Genomic DNA, 21,536 nt, shown 5'->3' on the forward strand with positions numbered 1-21,536 from the left:
CCCTTTAAAAACATTTTCTAGATTTTATAAATCCGTTCAAATTTTATTATAGTGCAACAAAACTTCTGTATAATAATATACACTATCAGAACTCACTAAACCATTCTTTTTTTACACAAAATCAAAGCTTCATTTTTGTTAGTTTTGTCCTAAAAACATTAAAAGTATACATAATATAGAAAACTTGTACAATTTTTCTTTTAATTATTGGGCAAATTTTACTTTACTTAATTTTTGTTCCCATTTTTTTAAAAGAACTACCCCTTCCTCATCTGAATATTTATATTCCAGCAGGTGTTTTTCCTTATTTACAGCTTCATTATTTATATTTTTTACTGCCAGCTTTCTGTATTCACTCAAACTGCATCCTAATCTCTTCTTTATTATGGAAGAAAGATATTTTGCATCGGAGAATCCGCAGGATAGGGCTATATCCATTTGGGAAAGCTGCGTATTTAATATAAGTGTCATTGCTTTTTCAAAACGAAGATTATTTAAATAATTCTGAAAAGTAATACCGTAATAATCCTTAAAAAGATGCGAGATATGAGTTGTTGTAAGCCCTTCTATATCTGAAAGTTCCGAAAGCCTTACAGCCTCTGTATAATGATCGTTAATGTAAGCTGTAATTCTTTTCATTCTTTGATTCTTCTTTTCTCTTAACGAGTGATTGTGTTCATTTAAAATGCTGAATTGAAAATCCTTCATAAGTCTGCAAAATAGTCCGCTCACCAATGAAACCAGTTCTATCTCAAAAAGAGGCTTTGCTTCAAGGTAACAAAAGGCAATCTGAAATATAACTTTCCTTAGTTCTGATATGTTTTCCGATAAGGAACAATTTGAAAATGACAGGTTTGAAAAATATGGAAAATAATCCTTACAATAATGTCTGGATACCTGCAGAAACAATCCTAACACCGCTTCATTCCCTGTCTGAATTTCGTGTGGCTCATACGGATTGATAATAATAAGCGAACCCGGCATCAATTTTATAACTTCATTTTGTAACGATAAAGTCCCCTCACCGTCAAGCACAAGAAAAATTTCAAATGCATTATGTGTATGATAGTTTCTGTACTGTATTTTATTTAAAAATACTTTTATATGATGCAGGCGGCTATACCTGACAAATTCGTATTCCTGACTCATAAATAATCTCTTTCAAATTTTTATACTTTTGATACTCGTATCATTATATCAAAAAATCGCAAGATTGTCATATTAAAATCGCAGAAAAATAATTGTAGATAATTACTATATAGCCTATAATCTACATATAAACAAAACTTCAATCTAAGAATAGGAGGAACCCGTTATGTCAGAACTATTTCAAAATATACCTAAAATAAAATACGAAGGTGCGAATTCAAAAAATCCTTTAGCTTTTCACTATTATGATGCAGAGAAAATCGTTCTCGGAAAGACGATGAAGGAGCATCTCCCATTTGCCATGGCCTGGTGGCATAATCTCTGCGCTGCGGGAACAGATATGTTTGGAAGGGATACAGCCGATAAAAGCTTCGGTCTTGAAAAAGGCAGCATGGAGCATGCAAAAGCAAAGGTAGATGCCGGATTTGAATTTATGGAAAAACTGGGAATCAAATATTTCTGTTTTCATGATGTAGATTTGGTGCCTGAAGCTTGCGATATTAAAGAAACGAATTCCCGTCTTGACGAAATTTCAGATTATATTCTCGAGAAAATGAAGGGAACCGATATCAAATGTTTATGGGGAACTGCCAATATGTTCAGTAACCCAAGGTTTGTAAACGGAGCCGGTTCTACCAACAGTGCCGATGTTTACTGTTTTGCCGCAGCGCAGATAAAGAAAGCTCTTGATATCACCGTTAAATTGGGTGGCCGCGGTTATGTATTCTGGGGCGGCAGAGAAGGATATGAAACCCTGTTAAATACAGACGTTAAATTTGAGCAGGAAAATATAGCCAACTTAATGAAAATGGCTGTCGAGTACGGTCGCAGCATTGGCTTTAAGGGCGATTTTTACATAGAACCAAAACCAAAGGAGCCAATGAAACATCAGTATGATTTTGATGCCGCTACTGCAATCGGCTTCCTTAGACAATATGGACTTGATAAAGATTTCAAATTAAATATAGAAGCTAATCATGCTACTCTTGCAGGACATAGTTTCCAACATGAACTTCGTATTTCATCTATTAACGGAATGCTCGGAAGTGTAGATGCCAACCAGGGCGATATGCTTCTCGGCTGGGATACAGACGAATTCCCGTTTGATGTATATGACACAACAATGTGTATGTACGAAGTTCTTAAAAACGGCGGACTTACGGGCGGTTTTAACTTTGATGCAAAGAATCGCCGCCCAAGTTATACTTACGAGGATATGTTCTACGGATTTATACTGGGAATGGACAGCTTTGCACTTGGACTTATCAAGGCTGCCAAACTTATAGAAGAAGGAACTCTGGATAACTTTATTAAAGAGCGTTATAAGAGCTTTGAAAGTGAAATAGGAAAGAAAATCCGCTCCAAGTCAGCAAGCCTGCAGGAACTTGCGGCTTATGCCGAGGAAATGGGTGCTCCTGCTATGCCGGGCAGCGGAAGACAGGAATATTTACAGGCTGCATTAAATCAGAACCTGTTTGGAGAAGTTTAGTTAAAATTATTCAATAACTTAGAAAAACTACCGCACGGTATCAACAAGAAATTCTGTTGTATGTGCGGTAGTTTATATTTACATTTTCTTTAGTACCACCAAGTCCCAATCCTCAAGCTTAATCTTATCACCCTTTACATAGCTTTTACCGCTTATAATATCCTTATATCCGGTTTCATTGTCTCCGTCTATAAAAATATCTGCATCAGATAATGAATAGTTAAACACATAGGTAAGTTCTTCACCCGCTTCATTAACTCCGCTTCTGGTAATTATAGGAAAACCTGCGCTTATAGGCACGTTCTGCTTTTTTCTAATTTCAGCCAAAGCTTGGTTCAATACTTTTTTTAGCACTTCCTTATCCGGATAAGCCCCTATATAATAAGCCTTACCCCTACCATACTCATTGCAAGTGATTGCTGAATATCTGTCCCAATACCTGTGTTCATAAGGATAGAGCTCTGTAGCACTATCAATTGTTATAAGCTCAGCTACATACTTAACTTCCCTGCCTCCAACTTTCATATTCAATGTATGGGTAAATTCATCATAATGTATACCAAAACATTCTGTAAGTCCTGCCGGTAAAGTCTCTTTATATACACTTACCTTCCTATCGGCTACAAAAGAGCGAAATCCCCCTATTAGTATTCCACCGTTTTTTACAAAGTCATCCAACCTTTTTAGAAGTGCCTCAGATACACAGTATAAAGCAGGGCAGACTATAGCCTCATATTTACTTATATCCGCGCATTCTGAGAACACAACGTCACACTCAAAGTTTTTTTCATAAAGGCTGTCATAAATATATCTAACGACATCATTATAACTTAGATTTTTATCAATCGGAAACCACTTAAAGGCACTGAGAGATAAGGTATCAACCAACAGGGCAATTTTATTATTCTTCTTTATACAAAGTTTTTCCTTAGTTAAAGTCTTTATCTCATTACCGATTTGTGATATTTCATCATATATTCTTCCCGGTTTTAAATCATGACTTAAGATACCTTTCCAGTAAGTTTCATAACTCTGATGGATGGAATGCCAGTTCCAATACAAAATTCCATCAGCCCCTGAGGCTATGTGGCTGAAAGCATGAAGCCTTAGCTGTTTCGGAAAAGGACACCAATACTTAAAAGCTTGCGACTGACATTCAAGTACGAAGTAATTATCATTTTTAAGGTTTCTTATTTCATCCCCACAAAATGCTATCTCTGCTCCTGTAAGCTTAAATCCTGTCGGATGGTAGATATCAGTCCCTGCATGTGTCAATGACTTAGCTGCATTAAAATGGTTAATACCATCCTGTACTCCATAAGAATAGCCGTCCTGAGCTATATCCGCACCAAACTTATGCCATTCAAAATCAAAATTATGTGTAATAAACTGATTAGGATTTTTATATTCATTTATAATCTCAGCCTGCATTTTTAGGAAATTAACCGCCGTTTCTCTTTGAAATTCTTCAAATTCACAGGAAAGGCTCGCATTTATAGTACCGGATATATCTGTAAAATCCTCCCAGGAATGTATGCTGTTACTCCAGTATGCAAGACCGTAATCTCTGTTGAACTCCTCTATATCGGAATATCTGCTTTTAAGAAAATTTACAAAACCTTCCTGAATCTCTGCTCCGTAATTGTCATAATGTTTGGTTTCATTATCTATCTGAAATCCAATTACCTGAGGATGATTTACAGTATGTTCCAAAAGCTTGCGAATTATTCTACTTCCGTAGAATATATAAGTATCCGATAAAAGGTTGAATATCCGCCTTTTACCGTATTTCATATCTCCGTTTTTGGTGTGCACAAGCACATTTTCATCGAGCCTTGCAAGCCAGGAAGGTATTGCATAAGTAGGTGTTCCTATTATTACCTTAAGCCCATACTGACCGGCCCTTTTTAATACCTCATCAATGTAGTAAAAGTTATATTGACCTTCCCTTGGTTCTAACGTACTCCAGGTAGACTCAGCAATCCTTACCACATTCATACCGGCTTTTTGCATAAGCGCAAAATCTTCATCTATCCTCTCATAAGGCATATACTCAGGATAATATGCACAGCCGTACAAGAATTCATTTTCCATAACCCATACTCCTTATCCGATTAACTGAAAACATCTGTAGTCAGTATAACTCAATAATATGAGATTATGTCGGCTACAGATGCCTTAGATTAAATTTTATATCCTGCTTAAATTGCTGATTAAAGATCTTTTTTATCAACTACACTAAAATAATCAAAATCAGCTTCCTTCTTATGGAACATACTGTCAACCGCAAAAATGCCTACCATCGTACCCGTAAACTCGCCGTATTTACAGTATTCATCAGAGAGTTTACTTGTATCAAATACCGGTCCTATAGGTTTTGTCTCCTCTCCTTCATAGCCCCATTTAAAAAAGCTTTTTCTTTCAGACACTATAAGCTCAAAACAAACCGGTCTGCCATCTACGGCTGTCCTTGTATCAAGAAACTCCTTCTTTTCTCCATTTTCCAAAGAAATAATTGCAATCGCCGGTTGCTTAAGAGTATCTGAATAATATTTTCTTATAGCAATATAGTTCATATTGTCATAATAAAGCACAAGCCCGGCACTATGCTGATATATCTCAGGATTAAAGTCCAAACCGGCAGAAACTTCTACATTGACTGACGGCAGCTTTCTGCAAAGCAGACTTACTTTGTTGAGGGAGGATAATGATTCCTGTCCGCGAAGTTTAACAAATCCCCTTCTACTTTTGTAGTCTGTAAAGTCGCTTGGAAATATTCTTGGTGAATAATAATCTTTTCTTAAAACTTCTCTGTCAAAATCATCCCTGTCAGGAAGTATTTCCGCATCAAATTCAACCAAGCCGGTTTCCTCTGTATCAAGCTTAGCAAGATTGCTTCCATCAGCAAGACGAAGCCAGCCATCCTCTGTCCATATCATTTTCTGAATAGCTGTTTCCCTTCCCAAAGTACATCTAAGCTCAGGTACAAAAGGTCTTGCACAGAGATGAACAAGATATGCATTTTTCTCATCCAGATTGACATAGCTTCCATGTCCTGACTTCTGTAAGATTGAATCCGGATTATAGTATTTTGGCTTCAGGTGATCCCAGTCCGCCCTTTCATCAGAATTATTAGGTGATGAAGTGAGTATCGGATTCGTCGGATCCTTTTCAAACGGTCCGTAAGGAGACTTCGACCTTGCCATGGTAACACAATGATTATATCCTGTCCCTCCCTCTGCACACATAAGGTAATAGTATTCTCCTCTTTTGGTAAGATGAGGCGCTTCAATACATCCCCTGTCTGTACCACCGTTATACACTCGTTTAGGGTATTCTTTTAAGCATTTGTTTACCGTATCGTACTCTGCGACACAGATTACACCGGGTTTTTCGTAACCGTCTCTGGTCTCCCATTCTAAAGAAACTATGTATTTTTTCCCATCGTCATCGTGAAGAATTGAGGCATCAAAGCCTGCAGAGTGAAGGTATACAGGCTCTGTCCAAGGTCCTCTGATATCTTTTGCTTTTATTAAATAATTATCTATATCAAAATACCTTGCATTCATTGAATTCATCACGCCGTAAATCACATAAAAACTATCTTCTTCCTCACAATAGGTAAGGCAGGGTGCCCATACTCCTTTTGCGGACGGAAGCTTCCTAAGCTCAACCTGTGAATCTAATGTTAAGACATGAGTATACAATTCCCAATTCTTCAAGTCCTTAGAATGATATACAGGGATTCCGGGTAGCCATTCAAAGGAAGATACTGCAATATAAAAGTCATCTCCCTTTTTGCAAATGCAGGGATCGGGGTTAAATCCTGTGAGTATAGGGTTTTTTATCATAATCTACTCCGTTTCAAACCAGCCAAAGGCGGCGCTTCTACCAAGATCCCAAGGTTCCCAGCCTTCCCAGCCTTTTGTATTTACAGTATCTGTAAGCAGCTTGTAACTCCAGTAATAATATCCGCTTCCCTGATTCCAAGCTGCAAGTTGTGCCTTACATAGAGTTTTATAAATATGCTTCTTTTCTTCATCACTGAGCACCTTAGTTATGTCTTCCATCTCTCCGTTTAATACAGACTGACCTCCCTTGGTATCTCTGCCGCAGGCAAGAGAATTAAACAGACACCATTCTCCGCAGATTACAGGAAAATACTCCTGCATTTCCTTTACATCCGCTTCATACACATCTTTTATAAATTTTACGTAGGAATCCAGGTTTTGTGCAGCTCCCTGCATTTCAGCCATCATTAAATACTGATGAGTATCCAGTACTACATTTTCAAATCTATCCTCCCTCATAAAGTCCTTCCATTCTTTAAGTCGGAAGCCATCATGAAATACTACATACTTCTCCTTAGGAAGATATTTTCTCATTCTGTCATAAGCATTTACATAAAACTCTCGTAGGAATTTGCTTGTGACAGGACCTGAACCCTCAGCTTTTTCCTTATCCACAGGGGGATATCTCTTTTGAACCATATCCCACAACTCCTCCGATACAGGTTCATTTATTATCTGAATACCCCAAAGTCCTTTTCTTTCACCATAACGTTTGGCAAGCCTTTCAAGTACGGTAAGCACAAATTCAACCTCTTCAGGTTCACTTGACCACTTACACACTCCACTTATACCTCCGTTATCAAAACCATTCTGGCTGTCGGGTGCTGTGTGTAAGTCTATAAGAATACTAATCTCATATCTTTCAGCCCAGTTAAATGCCTTATCAAGTTCTTCAACACAACTGATAAACGGTTCTCTGTCTCCGAAAATAAAGTATGGAACCGGTATTCTTACTGAGTTTAATCCAAGAGATTTTATATGCACAAAATCTCTCTCTGAAATATATTCTGCTCTGTGCTGACGAATTCTTGCCTCATACACCTCTTTTGAAAGCTGTGTCGGCAGATAGTATTCGTCTTCTGCAGTTGTTCCCTCAAAAAGTTCAGGACTCATCCATTTTTCCAGCACAAGCCAGTTGCCTAAATTAACACCCTTTACCTTATCTATTCTTGTATTCATACTTATACCTTTCTAAACCATTAAACCTAGTTCGTTAAATACCTAACAATATATTTTTTCTTAATTATCATCCCTTTACTGAACCAACTGTAATTCCCTTTACAAAATACTTTTGTACAAACGGATATACCAGAAGGATAGGACCGGTAGCAACTATCGCCATTGCCATCTTAAGACTGTTGGAAGGTAAATCTGCTACGCTAATACCTGACTGCGAAGCTATCCTTGCAAGAGCCTGAGTCTGCTGGAGGAGATTATAAAGCATATACTGTAGCGGAAACTTAACATTACTGTTGATATAGAGCATTGCATTATACCAGTCATTCCAGTATCCAAGTGCCATAAATAAACCTACTGTAGCAAGACCCGGCTTAAGCAGAGGGAACACTACCTGAAAGAAAATCCTGTACTCGCCCGCTCCGTCAATTTTTGATGCTTCTATGAGAGAAGGTGGAATAGTATTTACAAAACTCCTCATTATGAGTAAATAAAATACATTAAAAAGTCCCGGTAAAATAAGCGCCCATAGGCTATCCTTTAATCTCAGATACTGAATATAGAAAATATAGGTAGAAACCATACCACCATTAAAAAGTGTTGTAAAGTAGAAGAAAAATGAAAAATGGTTTCTGTACTTAAAATCTTTTCTGCAAATTACATAGGCTGTCATAGTTATTAACAATGTACCTAAAACAGTTCCTACTCCGGTTATAAGGATAGATACTCCATAAGCACGAAATACCGTAATCGGATTCCTAAATATAAGTTCATAAGCTTTTGTTGAAAATTCATTTATAAAAAGGCTGTATCCCTGTGTCCTTATATAGTTCTCGGAAGTAAATGAACCCGATATCAGCACTATAAACGGTATGATACAGATAAGCGCCATCAAACCTACACATACATAAGCCAATATATAAAATATTTTTGAAGACAAGCTGAGTTTAACTTTAGAGCCTAAACCGCTGCTTTCCATATCTTTATTTTTTGTTGCCATATTTTCCTCCTTTAGAATAAAGCGTTTGATTCGTCTACCTTTTTCACAATCCTATTGACAACTATAATTATCACAAAACATAATACCGACTGATAAAGCGAGGCCGCCGCACTCATTCCTAAGTTAGAGTTCTGCAAGAGGGAGCGGAATACATAAGTATCAATAACATCGGTTGCGTTGAATAACTGTCCGTTTTGTCCAACTATCTGATAGAACATTTCAAAATCTCCGCGAAGGATACGCCCTACATTGAGAAGAAGCATTGTTATAATGGTCGCCCTTATTGAAGGAAGAGTAATGTTTCTGATTCTTTGAAAAATATTAGCTCCGTCTACCGATGCAGCCTCATATATCTCTGCATCCACGCCTACAATGGCAGCTATATATATAACCGAATTATAACCACACCATTTCCAAGAGTTGAAGCAGGCTATGATTACAGGCCAGATTCCCGGCATCTCATATACATTTACCGGATCACCGCCTAAAGCCTTGATTATGCTGTTTAATAAACCTGTTTCATAATTAAAGATTGCAAATACAAAGGTTCCCACTATTACCCATGAAATAAAGTAAGGCAAGAAAATTAAAGACTGTGATATTTTTTTGAAAAATTTCTTGTTAATTTCCGAAATAAAGATTGCTATGAGTATAGCAAGTAACTGTGATGTTATAAGGTTGACCAGGTTATAAACTATGGTGTTCTTAGTAATGAGCCATCCTGTACCTGATTCAAACAAATATCTGAAGTTCTCTATACCGTTCCAGTCACTTCCAAATACTCCAAGATCAAAACGGTAATTCTTAAATGCCAAAATAAGTCCTGACATAGGAAGATATGCCATTACAACAGTAAGAACAACTGCAGGCAAAATCATAACAAACAGAGGTTTGTTTTTCTTAAATTCTGCTAAAAATCCATTTGATTTCATTGTTACCTCCTCTTCATTGTTTCATTTTCTTAATTGTAACTTTTTATTGTCAAAGTTTACACTTATATAATTATGAAAAAGGGGAAATTTTTATGCTTTTAAATATGTTACATAATGATAATAAAAGAAAAGCACAGCACCCCTAAGGTACTGCACTCTTCTATATTATAAATATCAACTTTACTTATTAAGTCCCGCTACATATTCATCAAGCTGTTTCTGTATTTCAGCTCTAACCTTTTCAATTCCTGCGGCCTTCATCTTTTCTTCATACTCAGCAAGACCTTTGTCGATATCAGTATAACCAAGCTCTAGTGGCCACCAGTACTGCTGATGTACGCTGTTGCAAGCTGCATATTCTGTCTCAATCTTAGATGTATCTATAATAAAAGATGAGAATTTTTCTGCTGTATCATCAGCTTTTATCTTCTCTTCCCATTCCTTACGAAGTGTCTCGTAGGAGTCAGGGTATTTAGCGTCCATACGGTGAAACTCATTGGTTCTTACAGCCCACATAGCTGATGTGTTGTAATTGTTAGTATCAAGCAATGTGAAACGTCCCTTGTCGTTAAGCTCGTAGCTTGTTCCAAGTACACCAAAATAAAATGCATCGTAAACTTCTCTGTCTGTGGTTACAAGATTCCAGAATGCCAGGGCTCTCTCAGGGTTCTTTGAGGTATGGGATATAGCAAGGGCATCCTGTGTATAAGGAAGATGTGCCTCATACTTAACAAAGTCAGCAAATTTAAAATTCCACTCAGGATGCATTGAATAATACCCTCCATAAGTATCTATGTTGTGAAGCCTTGTAGCAGCTACACCATTCTGTGTCTTTGTTGCGTCTGTATCAGACAGAGCTGACTTTGAGAAGAAGCCTTTTTCATTCCAACGCTTCATCATGGAAAGATAATCCTTTACCTGAGGATACTCATAATATGTGAAAAGCTTAGGATTTGCTTCCTTAGGGTCGAAGAAAAGGAAGTCGTTTGTAGCACCTTTTGAGTTGCAGAAACCATTGATGTACATCCAGTTATCATCAGCGGCTGTTCCTTCTGCATATACTTCAAAAGGCTGTATTCCAGGTTCATTCGCTTTAACCCAGTCTAAGTATTTCTCATAGCTTTCAAAGTCTTTTACTTCTTCAGTATATTCCTTTCCATCATCAAACTTTGTACGGTAGATAGGTCCATAGCCCTTATATGTAGCAAGCTGTGTAGGTATTACATAGTAGTGGCCATCTACCTTCGCCTGCTTTTTTGCGTTGTCAGTCGTATTTTTGAAATTATCAGGTGCATATTTTTCCCATAAATCATCAAGCTGCATAAAAGCACCTTTTCTTGCAAGCTGTGTCCAGTTGAGCCAGTTTGATGTATAGGCCATGTCAAACTCTTCACCTGATGAGAACAAAAGCGGATATTTATTTGCAAAATCCGACCAAGGAATCCAGTTGATAGTAAGGGTTGTATTCATTTTCTCTTTGAGGAGTTTATTGAAATTCTCATCTATCAGGTCCTGTCCCGCAGGTCTATCACTTACTACATACATAGTAAGATTTACTTCTTCCGAAAAATTATTAGTCGCACTCCCTGACTTTGCAGTACTTGCTGTATTTGAGGTATTTGAGGTCTTAACGGTATTACCCTGACCACCACAACCAACCAGACTTCCTACAATAAGACAGGATGCAACTAAAGCAGACAACATTCTCTTTTTCATTCTTTTCCTCCTTTTAACCATCTAATAAAATTTCATATGGTTTCCTATTGGCATAATTCTAATCCATTTTTCTTAGATTTTACACAGACGAATTTAAGAAAAGGGGGAAATTTTTATGTATCTACATCAAAGTTTCTTCTAACTCCTTTATTGTCAAAGCTTTTATTTTTATAGTTAAATCAGTACCATGCGGCTTAATATTATCATATTTTATACCATAGTCCTCCCCATAGCAGAGCTTAAGCCTAAAGTTTACATTATTTATGCCAAAGCCTCTGAATCCTCCCACAGGAAGATCTTCAAGAAGTTTTTCTATTTCTTCCTTGTCCACTCCGACTCCGTCATCTATGATGTGAAATTCTATATCATCTTCTATCTTCTTAGCCGTAATCTTTATATGCATCTCTTTTATGGCAGGATGTTCAGCTATGCCATGCACTACGGCATTTTCCACAAAGGGTTGTAAAAGAATATTAAGGCAGGCATATTGTTTTATGTTTTCTTCAACTTCAATTTCAAGGTGAATTGCACCTTCATAATGTACATTTTCAATCCTTATAAAGCTCTCTGCATGAAGAAGCTCCTCCGCTATACTTATCACAGCACTTCCATGATTTAGGCTCAGTCTGTAAAACTGTCCCAGATCCCTGGCTATCTTTGCTACCGATTCTGCTCCGTAATCAAGTGCACCCCAATTAATCAAATCTAAGGTATTATACAGAAAATGCGGATTAATCTGAGCCTGTAAAGCCCTCATTTCAGCCCTTGTAACATCCTTACCAAGCTTATACTGTTCCTTCATAAGCCTCTTTACTTCAGATACCATAAATTCAAAATTATTGTAAAGCTCATCCATTTCATCTTTGGTACTTGCATCCGTCTTTTTATTTTTTACGGATAAATTGCCCTCTGTTATATCATTTACCCGTTTTTTGAGCGCAAATATTTTTCCTGAATAATATTTTGAAAATACTAAAGAAATGGTATAAACTATGGCAATCATAATCAAAATAGCCGTTATGTACATAATTACCACAATACTGCTCTTTTTTTCTGCTTCTGCCTTAGGAATGAGACTGACAATGCGCCAGTTATTTTCCATTAATCTCTGAGTGAAATAAAATTCCCCATCACGAAGCTTTACAAGCCTCATTGCATTATATTCTATGTCATCAGGCAGTTCTATACTTGTTCTGTTTGCAGGCTTAACGAGCACTTTTCCTTTTTCATCAGCCAGATACATAAGTGCACCTTCCACACTCTTTGCGCTGTCAAGCACCTTTTTTAGCTTCTCTATATCTACCTGTGACATAATCGCATAGGTTTCTGTATTTCCGTCCGTTTTCCTTATATCATACTTGGTTACAAAGCTTAGGTATTCATTTACTTTTATATTATCTTTAATCTTCATAACCATATAAGTATTCTTCGAAGCAGAGTCTAAAATCTCGGAGAGATTTGATTCAGGATAAAAATAGTGAAAATTATTGGTATATACAACATTATCTTTAAGAAACATTCCTAATTTATAGTTGGGATGGGCTATTCCAATGAACTGAAAAGCAGAGTTCAAGGCTAAAAACTCTCTGTAATTCTCCCCTAAATCTCTTTTTTTCCCAAAGTCTTTATCTTCAAGTATCCCTCTTATTTCCTGATCCGACTTTATCTGGTCAACAATAAATTTTAGGTTACTAAGATAATTACTGATAAATGCATCCGCCTGAGTGTTTGCCCTCTCAATGCTGTAGTTAATCTGATCTTTATACAGATTTTCAAAAACCGAACCCATGCCTAAAAGTAATGCTCCCAAAAGTATAACTATTGGAAGCACAAAAGACAGATGCATTTTTATTCCTAAAGGTAGTGCATTGAATTTATTTTTTATTTTTTCTACCGGTTTCATGGCATATTATCCCTATATTCTGATGGTGTAAGCCCCATCTTCTTCTTAAAAGCCTTGGCAAAATACTTGGCATCATCATAGCCTACCATCTCTGCGACTTCATACTGCTTGTAAGCAGGATTTTTAAGCAGCTCACAAGCCTTATTTATCCTTGTTTCCTGAATGTATGAACTTATTGTATTTCCTGTCTTTTTTCTAAAAAGCGCACTTAAATAAGTAGGTGCAAGACAGGCAACCTCTGAAAGTTCCCCTATCGAAAGGTCTGTTTTTGAAATATGACTGTCTATATAACTACACACTTCCTTAATAATATAATGACTTGAAACATTTTGTTTTATATTTTTTATCTCTCTTATATAGCTGCATACATAGTCACGAATCTCATTTATCGACCTGGCTTCTTCTATGAACACATAACTTCCTTCGTATATCGTATCTTCCGTACTGCCTCCATAATGCTTTTCTATCATATTATGTAAGGTGTAAAAGATGTTCTTTACAGAAAGATTCATTGCTGCCTTATCATTTATAAGCTTATCACACCGGTTATCTATGTACTTTATCATATTATCGGATTCACCGGCATTTATCATCTTTTGAAAATCTGCAATTTCAACTGTTGACAAACTTAAGTATCTGTCAGCAGTCTCATCTTCTTCAAATGATATATTATTCCAGCCAAGATAAGACAGACTGTTAAGCTGTTTTTTAAGCCTTGAAATTTCTTTCTTTAACTCCTCCGGTAAAGGACAGCTAAATCCCTTCATTTCATTTCCAAAGGCAAGAAACCATTGTTCATCTTCCTTTCTTAAAGAAAGCATAATCTTACCCAATAATTTCTCGGTTTCGCCCGTCCAAGCTTTTCCGCTCTTAAAAAGAATACAATAAACATTGTTTCCTAAAGAATCTGTAAGAGTAATATAGTCTTCTTTAGTTTCCGCAGATAAAATTTCTACAAGCCTTTTGGCTATCGCACTTACACTTACAACTTCCTCTTTGGTAATTAAAAGAAGAGGAAGAAAAAATCCTTCTGTATCTCCGCTTTGTTGCAAAGAATCTATAACAGCCTCCCGAGGGAGGTTAAGTACACTGTGCAAAAGATTTTTTCTCTGTCTGTTTAATTTATTTACTGCATCAACAGCTTTTTTTATAGAGGACTTCAATTCCTCAATATCAATAGGTTTTTCTATGTAGCTTACCGCACCTAAGGAAATTGCAGTAGTGAGATATTCCTTATCCGAGAAACCACTTATAAATATAATCTGGCAGTCTTTAGCTTTATTTTTATAGGTCTTACAAAGCTCTATTCCACCCATTCCCGGCATTCTGATATCAGAAACTATAATATCGGGCTTGTACTCACTCATAACTTCCAGCGCTTCTTCAGCACTGGAAGCACTCTTTACCTCATCTACACCAAGTTCCGTAAAAGGAACATGCTTTAATATTCCGTTTCTGATTGGGGCTTCATCCTCAACAACCTGTAATTTAATCATAGCTTTTCCATTCTAAAATCCAAATTGTTCTTTATATGCCTTTACATCCTCCATCCCAATTGTCTGGAAAATTACTTTTATAAGCCTTGCGGCACAGGTTCCGGCTGTACTTCTTGGAAGTGAACCATCTTTAAGAGCCGCCATTATATTATCTATGTCTATCCGGTTTGCAGGCATAATGAGGTCGTTTCCGGCTATAGCACAAGCAAAAGGTTTGCTTCCTCCCGCTGTTGTGGTAGTCCAGTCTGTCATTATTATTCCTTCAAATCCCCATTCATCCCTTGCCACTGTAGTACACAAATCATAGCTGTTGGCTGTATGTATTCCGTTTATAAGATTATACGAAGTCATTATACACATAGGCTGAGCAGTTTTTACAGCTATTTCAAAGCCTCGCAGATAAATCTCTCTGAGAGCCCTTTCTGAAACTATACTGTTTGAACTCATTCTGTTGTCTTCCTGATTGTTGCAGGCAAAATGCTTGATAGTAGTTCCGACTCCCGGCACAGATTGTACTCCAAGAGTTATAGCCGCCGCCATAGTACCTGAAAGCAGAGGATCTTCCGAATAATATTCAAAGTTTCTTCCGCATAGCGGATTTCTGTGAATATTAAGTCCCGGAGCCAGCCACCAGGCTACACCAAATTCGGTCATTTCAGCTGCGACGAGCTTACCGAGTTCTTTAACCAAATCTACGTCAAAAGTCTGAGCCAGATGAGTTCCTATAGGTATGGCCGTAGCATACATATAATAGGTATCCACATTTTCATTTTTATATTCTCTTCTGAATAATCCGCCTTCAAGGCTTCCTATCAAATCAACACCATAAATTTTACCGGATTTTCTGTCTACATCATAATTCCTAATTACTCTTAGTCCGGCCGGCCCGTCAGCCATAGATATACCCGGAATACCATATTTTTCTTCCAGAGCACAGGTGGTTTCTCCGGCTGCTCCCGGTACACAAATTCCGGTTTCTATTAACTCGTTATCCTTTATATTATCCTGACCTTTACTTATCTCACCCATTAAGAGTCCTGTAATCTCTTCATCAGTAAGCCTTACTGCAAGTTCTTTTGCAATACTGTCTAAATCTTCACGTCCTTTCGGAGCCTTATTTTCCTCCGTAGGAACAAACTCAAGTACCCTGATTCCCTTAGCACAAGCCTCTTCCTTCCATTTTGTCGTAAGTTCCTTTATTACTTCGTCCGGTCTTACTATTTCTTCCAACTTTTCCTGTAAAGGATGAATGTGCCCTGTCTTTTCTATTACATAATCTTCACTGACAGCAATCACTCCTGCTAAAACATTGTTTACGGATGAATTGCCTATAAATATTCCATATTCACCCTTTTCAACTATCCAGGCACTTTCTTCTTCGTTGTACGAAGCAAGGGACTTGGAAGAAATAGCAATCTTCACTACTTCACTCTCATTCGGTTTAAGCAGTTTTGTCTTTTTAAATCCTACAAGACGCTTAAATTCCTTCTTAATTCCTGTCTGTGGGCAAGCAATATAAACTTGTGCAACTTCGCGGCCATTAAATTTATCACCGGTATTGCTAATCTTCGCTTCCACTGTTATTTCACCGTTATCTACAGCTACCCTGTACTCTGAAATATTAAAATCAGTATAAGAGAGTCCAAAACCAAAAGGAAATGCAGGCTTTACATCGAAGCTGTCAAAATATCTGTAACCCACATATATGCCTTCAGTATATCTTTCATTTTCTGTATCACCATTATTATGACTGAAGGTTGCCGCATTAGGATAGTCTTTGTACTCAAGTGCCCAAGTATCTGAAAGCTTGCCGCTTGGGACTTCCTTTCCAAGCAATGAATCAGCCACAGCATTACCCAGTTCCATACCCGGCTGTGAGATATTCATTATTGCTTTTACACTTTTATTTTTTAATATCTCATTTACGTCTATAGGCCCGCCTGCATTAATTAAAACTACAATCTTATCTGTAAGCTTACCAAGCTCCTCAAGCTCTTTACTCTCTACATCGCTTAGATAATAATCACCCTTTTCTAATACTCTGTCCCTACCTTCTCCTGCTACCCGGCTAATAACATAAACAGCGGCATCTGAACTTTCTACCTTATCCTTAGTAATGGATATTCTCTTAAAATCTCTCTTTTTCTCTCGTAAAAATAATTCAAAGAAGTCCTGACTTGATATATTTGACATATTTTTAAGTATCTTGTCAACATATTCTGAAAGTGCCTCTTCATAGTCGGCTATCGAAGCAAGAATGTCTTCTTCATTTATAACAGTAACCCCTGCATTTTTTAATCCTGTTAAAATATTAACAACTTCTCGTTCGTTTACATCTCCTGAGCCTGTACCCCCCTTTATTGCATGGACTGCACCCGAACCCGCTAAAAACACCTTAGTTTCATTTTTAATTGGAAGCAAACCATCATTTTTTAGAAGCACAAAGCCCTGTGTAGCCGCATATCTGGCTATTTCTCTGTGCTTAATCTCACGGTTTGACACTTCCGCGCTCTTAATACCACTGTACTTCCTAATTCTTTTCTGCATAAACCCTCCTTAAATAATAAGACTGCATGATTATCCTATTTGCAACCTACGGCGTAAATAATTGGCGTTTTATATAACTTTGCACTAATTATTAATCAGAGTTAATTTTTAATCAGAATTTCACACATACAGTAATTGATATTTATAAAAGAAATCTATCTCCTTATTTCACAGCACTGTCATGACTATACTCAACAAATCCTTCTCCAAATACTTCCCTTACATCACTGACTATAATCAAAGACTTTGGATCGGTTACTGCTGCTATTTCTTTTATTTTGACAATTTCTTTTTTACCAACTACGCAAAACAGCATACTTTTATCCTTATTGGTATACATTCCTCTTGCTGAAATTGCTGTAACTCCTCTGTCCATTTCGCTCATAATAAGACTTGCTATTTTCTCGTATTCATCTGAAATTATATAAACCAGCTTTGCAAACTTCACACCTTCAAGCATAGTATCTGAAATCTTTGTTAATACATAAATAGTAATAATACCGTACATAGCATTCCTAAAACCAAGTACAAATGCACCGAGAACTACTATGAGGCCATCTACTACAAAAAGAATAGTCGGAACCGAGTAATGCTTGAAAAACTTATGAAGAATAGCACTTACCATGTCTGTTCCGCCGCTGGTAGAATTGGTAAGGAAAATAAGTCCTATACCCACACCATCCATAAGACCGCCTATTGCTACTGCTAAAAGAAAATCTCCTCCACAGATATCATAAGTAGGTATAATATAAAGCCAAACTGCGAAAGACACTGCGCCGAGTAAAGTTTTAGCCACAAAATCTTTCCCGATTACAAAGAAAGCTATAATAAATACCGGAATATTGAGTACTGCATTGGTTAACCATACCGGAATGTCTAAGCCAAAACCTTCGGCAAAATACTTTACAACTATTGCAAAGCCTCCAAAACCTCCCATAACCATCTTCATAGGCTCATAAATCAGCTTAACCGGAGCCGACATACATAAGGTTCCTAAAAGAATTAAAATCACGTCAAAAAACTTTCTGTACTTTGACTTTTGCATTTTTGTAATTGCCTGAATCATGTTATAAAATAACCTCTCTTTTTATTATTTCCTTCAAATCAGATTTTGATTTTATTCACTTTTTGATGATAAGCTCTGTGATATCATTTTTTTATTTATAACTACTCCGTTATCAAGCTTCTCACCCTTAATTGTTGTAAATTTAATATTTTCAGTCTTTACATCTTTTAGCTTTTTCAATATATTCACATAGCCCTTTTTCTTAATATCTGTGAACTTATAATTATAAACAGAAGCTACAAATTTGGATTTATTTTTATTACTTCCATTTATAATATCATATACAAAACTTTGTAAAAATGTAGAATTACCCTTTTCATTAAAATAAAATATTTTCTCCGCATCCTCACTGTTTAGAAAAAGATAGTGGGACAACCCTAAGCCCAAATAATCTTCAAGCATAAGCATACCGGCTTTAAGCCCCTGTTTACTCTTACTGTATTTATACAAATGTGACAGTTTAACCACCTGTGGTATATCTGCAAGAGAAGTGGAGATATCTTTATACAATTCGTTAGAGACTTCAAACATCATATCTCCCGGAATATTATAAAAACTGATTTTATTTTCCTTCTTATTAAAATCTACAAAATATGCAGAACTTATAAGCTTTTCATCTTCCTTGTCCCCAATGAAGACGACTCCTCTAATCACTTTTTCCTTTTCGACGTTAGGGAGAGACTTATATAAAACACCGTTTTTTTCATACTTAGTCTCTTTCTTTATATTAGATGCTTCATTCTGTGTATGTTTACTTATATCCTTAAATCTAAAAATATATACAGCAAGCACACCGATTATAAACAACATAACAATTATAGTTGTTAATATAAATATTTTAACTACTTTCTTACCCATCTGTCTTATTGCCTCATTTTGCTAACCACAATCGGTATCTTTCTCTCAAGATCAGGCCCATAGCCCTTAAGTACGGTTATTTCATCTGTACCGTAATCCTGTATGACATTGTTATTCATAAGTACATTGAAATTTGGCATATAATGAATTTCTGCCTCTTTAGTGGTAGGATTTCTTCTGATTGAAAACGTCGAACCCTTGGCAGAGGACAAAACTTTCGAGTCAGGAAACAGGGTTACTGTTCCTACTCCCAACGGATCCTGATCTGCAATTCCAAGATAGTACAACACTTCTCCGTATTCCTTAATTGCGGTTCCGCTTGAAGTATAAAGCACAAAAGGAATTATATTATCCTGACCTACATAAGTAGTGCTTCCTGTAATGAAAAATGCCTTAAGTGAACTTCCGTCAGTTATCATTTTCTTTATAACTTTTCTTATAGTACCACCCTGGATAGTAATATTCATTTCACCCGTCTTAACTTTTCCTGCCCTGAGCGGATAAGTAAGATAGCTTACTCCGTCTACGGTTATCGGACGGATGGACTCTTTAACTTCAACTCCATTTTCAAGAACCGTATCAAGGCTTATAATTGCACTTCCCGTAACATCTACATTTAACTTAAAATCTCTTATTCCGGTTGAATTTATATTATTTCCGTAATTATCTGTTGCCTTAATGAGCAGATAATAACTGTCAGGCAGATTATTCATCATGGCATAGCTGCCAAAATCCTTTATTTCATCGCCGTTTTTGAGCTTTATTACATCTTTATCCAATACAGTTTCATAAGAAATGGCTGCATTTGTTGTACTGTATACACATCTGTAAACTCCTTTAAATTCAGCATCAGTAATAAAGGAAGGCGGTACAACACTTACAGTTTTTGTATCAGTAATTTCACTGTTATTTGTATTTTTATAACTGATTTTAAGCTCTCCTGAAGTTCCTATAGGAGTCGGTACATTAGGTGTATTGGCGGGTAAAATCAAAGTTACCTTTCCCGGTTCCCCCAATTCATTCATCTGTATACTGTTCCCCTTCCAGGTTACAGTAAATCTGCTGTTAACTATATTAGGGCTGCCTGTAATTTCCTTTCCGTTTCCGTCAAAAATCTTATAATAGACATCTGCAAAAAATACACTGTTCTGCCCGTTTAAATCCCTTATGACAGCATTGCTTGATAATTCAATTTTTGCAGGCTGTAATTTGCCGGCATTAGGCACTTCTTCTTTCTTGTCCTTATTTTTGTCAGCTTCGTCATCCGTTTTAGCCTCAGTGATATTTACTTTAATAACATCACTTACAACATCATCTTCCGCCTTTTTGGTCTTCTTTGCAGAAGCTCTTACATACAAGGTTCCTGCCTTTTCGCCTGCAGAAAAAACACCGATGGAATCTATGGTTCCCAGTTTAGTTTTCTGCGTACAGTCTTCATCTGCAAACAGCTGGTAAAATACCTTATCTGTAGATTTAATTTTACTGTTTATTTCAACAGCCTCTTCAACAGGTTTAATTTTTGCCTTGAATTTGTAATCAGTACCACTTTCAACAGTTACTTCGTCGGTAGTATTGGCTGAATTAAGAAGGCTCACTTCCTCCGCCTTGGTTTCCGCAGTAAATTTGCATTTAAGTGTATAAGTCTTCCTTCCAAATCTGTATGTGAAGCTCACCGTAGCTTTTCCGTTCCCTACCGCCTTGCAGGTACCGTTCTTGCTTACCTTAATTCTCCCGGCATTATCGGACTTCCAGGTACCTTTTATACCTTTTGTTCTTCCGTTTATATTATATTTTAATTTAACACTGCCTCCACCAACATAAATTGTCTTTTTAGAAACGGGTTTTTTAGATGTATATAAATAACTTTTAGCTGCGGCCAGAACCTCAGTACTGAATACTGATGATATTCCAACAGCTGCACTAAGTAAGATAACAAAAAATTTATTTTTCATAGGTTCCTCCTTAAATTTTTTTCGCTCCTAATAGTATAACATAACTTTAAGTAATTTACACTATTATCTTGCATAGTTGTTTATTAAAAATTTGGAATAAAAATCAAAGAATTTTTCCAATAAAATTTATTTTAACTGTGATATGTACATTGTTCTGAATGTAATCGTAAAGGCAGGTGCACTTGTCATCACTGCTGTTACGGCTTATATAGCTGCTAGTGTACTGGCACATTGATATTTAGCATTACAACAACTTCCTATCTGGAAGCTGTTGTAAACTTAGGATACAATGAATTCAACTTTACTCTGGCATCAACAGTTCGAAATTGCCAGTTGACCTTTGCTGCGAAAATATTTCGCTCGACTTCCCAGGCTGCTAATTCTTCGCGAAGATTGGTAAT

14 protein-coding genes are annotated in these 21,536 nt (G+C 36.7%); 1 reads left to right on the forward strand and 13 read right to left on the reverse strand.

The features are described from left to right. Positions 1-204 precede the first annotated feature (204 nt). Positions 205-1,149, reverse strand: a complete 945-nt coding sequence (locus GCWU000282_RS14485; RefSeq protein WP_023355928.1) for a helix-turn-helix domain-containing protein — start codon at positions 1,147-1,149, stop codon at positions 205-207. A gap of 166 nt (positions 1,150-1,315) precedes the next feature. Here GCWU000282_RS14485 and xylA point away from each other — a divergent pair, with 166 nt between their 5' ends. Beyond that, the gene (gene xylA, locus GCWU000282_RS14490) at positions 1,316-2,638 is read left to right on the forward strand and encodes a xylose isomerase (protein WP_023355929.1); all 1,323 of its coding nucleotides are present in this window, start codon (positions 1,316-1,318) and stop codon (positions 2,636-2,638) included. Between the two features lie 78 nt (positions 2,639-2,716). Here xylA and GCWU000282_RS14495 read toward each other — a convergent pair whose 3' ends face one another. The 12 genes from GCWU000282_RS14495 to GCWU000282_RS14550 form a co-directional block, all read right to left on the reverse strand. Beyond that, complete coding sequence (locus GCWU000282_RS14495; RefSeq protein WP_023355930.1) at positions 2,717-4,732, reverse strand: beta-galactosidase; 2,016 nt, start codon at positions 4,730-4,732, stop codon at positions 2,717-2,719. A 119-nt stretch (positions 4,733-4,851) separates the two neighbouring features. Further along, positions 4,852-6,489: a glycoside hydrolase family 43 protein gene (locus GCWU000282_RS14500; RefSeq protein WP_023355931.1), complete on the reverse strand. Its 1,638-nt coding sequence runs from the start codon at positions 6,487-6,489 to the stop codon at positions 4,852-4,854. A 3-nt stretch (positions 6,490-6,492) separates the two neighbouring features. Next, positions 6,493-7,668 (reverse strand): glycoside hydrolase family 5 protein, encoded by a 1,176-nt coding sequence (locus tag GCWU000282_RS14505; RefSeq protein ID WP_023355932.1) that lies wholly within the window; start codon positions 7,666-7,668, stop codon positions 6,493-6,495. Between the two features lie 67 nt (positions 7,669-7,735). After that, entirely contained in the window at positions 7,736-8,665 is a 930-nt protein-coding gene (locus tag GCWU000282_RS14510) for a carbohydrate ABC transporter permease (protein WP_023355933.1), read from the reverse strand. Positions 8,666-8,676: 11 nt separating this feature from the next. Next, positions 8,677-9,597, reverse strand: a complete 921-nt coding sequence (locus GCWU000282_RS14515) for an ABC transporter permease (protein WP_023355934.1) — start codon at positions 9,595-9,597, stop codon at positions 8,677-8,679. Between the two features lie 180 nt (positions 9,598-9,777). Beyond that, positions 9,778-11,313 (reverse strand): ABC transporter substrate-binding protein, encoded by a 1,536-nt coding sequence (locus GCWU000282_RS14520; protein ID WP_035041198.1) that lies wholly within the window; start codon positions 11,311-11,313, stop codon positions 9,778-9,780. A 121-nt stretch (positions 11,314-11,434) separates the two neighbouring features. Continuing rightward, positions 11,435-13,216, reverse strand: coding sequence for a sensor histidine kinase (locus GCWU000282_RS14525; RefSeq protein ID WP_023355936.1), 1,782 nt, complete (start codon positions 13,214-13,216; stop codon positions 11,435-11,437). Next, a complete protein-coding gene (locus GCWU000282_RS14530; RefSeq protein ID WP_023355937.1) occupies positions 13,213-14,712 on the reverse strand; it encodes a response regulator transcription factor in 1,500 nt (499 codons plus the stop codon). Before GCWU000282_RS14530 ends, GCWU000282_RS14525 begins: the two co-directional genes overlap by 4 nt. Positions 14,713-14,724: 12 nt before the next feature. Further along, positions 14,725-17,259, reverse strand: a complete 2,535-nt coding sequence (locus tag GCWU000282_RS14535; RefSeq protein WP_023355938.1) for a glycoside hydrolase family 3 protein — start codon at positions 17,257-17,259, stop codon at positions 14,725-14,727. A gap of 163 nt (positions 17,260-17,422) precedes the next feature. Continuing rightward, entirely contained in the window at positions 17,423-18,325 is a 903-nt protein-coding gene (locus tag GCWU000282_RS14540; RefSeq protein WP_023355939.1) for a YitT family protein, read from the reverse strand. A gap of 51 nt (positions 18,326-18,376) precedes the next feature. Then, positions 18,377-19,183: a hypothetical protein gene (locus tag GCWU000282_RS14545; RefSeq protein WP_023355940.1), complete on the reverse strand. Its 807-nt coding sequence runs from the start codon at positions 19,181-19,183 to the stop codon at positions 18,377-18,379. Between the two features lie 5 nt (positions 19,184-19,188). Beyond that, positions 19,189-21,135 (reverse strand): hypothetical protein, encoded by a 1,947-nt coding sequence (locus tag GCWU000282_RS14550; RefSeq protein WP_023355941.1) that lies wholly within the window; start codon positions 21,133-21,135, stop codon positions 19,189-19,191. Between the last annotated feature and the right edge of the window lie 401 nt (positions 21,136-21,536).

The organism is Catonella morbi ATCC 51271, from assembly GCF_000160035.2.
Lineage (GTDB): Bacteria > Bacillota > Clostridia > Lachnospirales > Lachnospiraceae > Catonella > Catonella morbi.

What these genes read in the sequence shown, in the direction of transcription:
- GCWU000282_RS14485 (WP_023355928.1), bottom strand. Translation starts at nt 1,149, where the DNA reads ATGAGTCAGGAATACGAATTTGTCAGGTATAGCCGCCTGCATCATATA.
- GCWU000282_RS14515 (WP_023355934.1), bottom strand. Translation starts at nt 9,597, where the DNA reads ATGAAATCAAATGGATTTTTAGCAGAATTTAAGAAAAACAAACCTCTG.
- GCWU000282_RS14525 (WP_023355936.1), bottom strand. Translation starts at nt 13,216, where the DNA reads ATGAAACCGGTAGAAAAAATAAAAAATAAATTCAATGCACTACCTTTA.
- GCWU000282_RS14545 (WP_023355940.1), bottom strand. Translation starts at nt 19,183, where the DNA reads ATGGGTAAGAAAGTAGTTAAAATATTTATATTAACAACTATAATTGTT.
- GCWU000282_RS14500 (WP_023355931.1), bottom strand. Translation starts at nt 6,489, where the DNA reads ATGATAAAAAACCCTATACTCACAGGATTTAACCCCGATCCCTGCATT.
- GCWU000282_RS14520 (WP_035041198.1), bottom strand. Translation starts at nt 11,313, where the DNA reads ATGAAAAAGAGAATGTTGTCTGCTTTAGTTGCATCCTGTCTTATTGTA.
- GCWU000282_RS14535 (WP_023355938.1), bottom strand. Translation starts at nt 17,259, where the DNA reads ATGCAGAAAAGAATTAGGAAGTACAGTGGTATTAAGAGCGCGGAAGTG.
- xylA (WP_023355929.1), top strand. Translation starts at nt 1,316, where the DNA reads ATGTCAGAACTATTTCAAAATATACCTAAAATAAAATACGAAGGTGCG.
- GCWU000282_RS14530 (WP_023355937.1), bottom strand. Translation starts at nt 14,712, where the DNA reads ATGATTAAATTACAGGTTGTTGAGGATGAAGCCCCAATCAGAAACGGA.
- GCWU000282_RS14495 (WP_023355930.1), bottom strand. Translation starts at nt 4,732, where the DNA reads ATGGAAAATGAATTCTTGTACGGCTGTGCATATTATCCTGAGTATATG.
- GCWU000282_RS14505 (WP_023355932.1), bottom strand. Translation starts at nt 7,668, where the DNA reads ATGAATACAAGAATAGATAAGGTAAAGGGTGTTAATTTAGGCAACTGG.
- GCWU000282_RS14510 (WP_023355933.1), bottom strand. Translation starts at nt 8,665, where the DNA reads ATGGCAACAAAAAATAAAGATATGGAAAGCAGCGGTTTAGGCTCTAAA.
- GCWU000282_RS14550 (WP_023355941.1), bottom strand. Translation starts at nt 21,135, where the DNA reads ATGAAAAATAAATTTTTTGTTATCTTACTTAGTGCAGCTGTTGGAATA.
- GCWU000282_RS14540 (WP_023355939.1), bottom strand. Translation starts at nt 18,325, where the DNA reads ATGATTCAGGCAATTACAAAAATGCAAAAGTCAAAGTACAGAAAGTTT.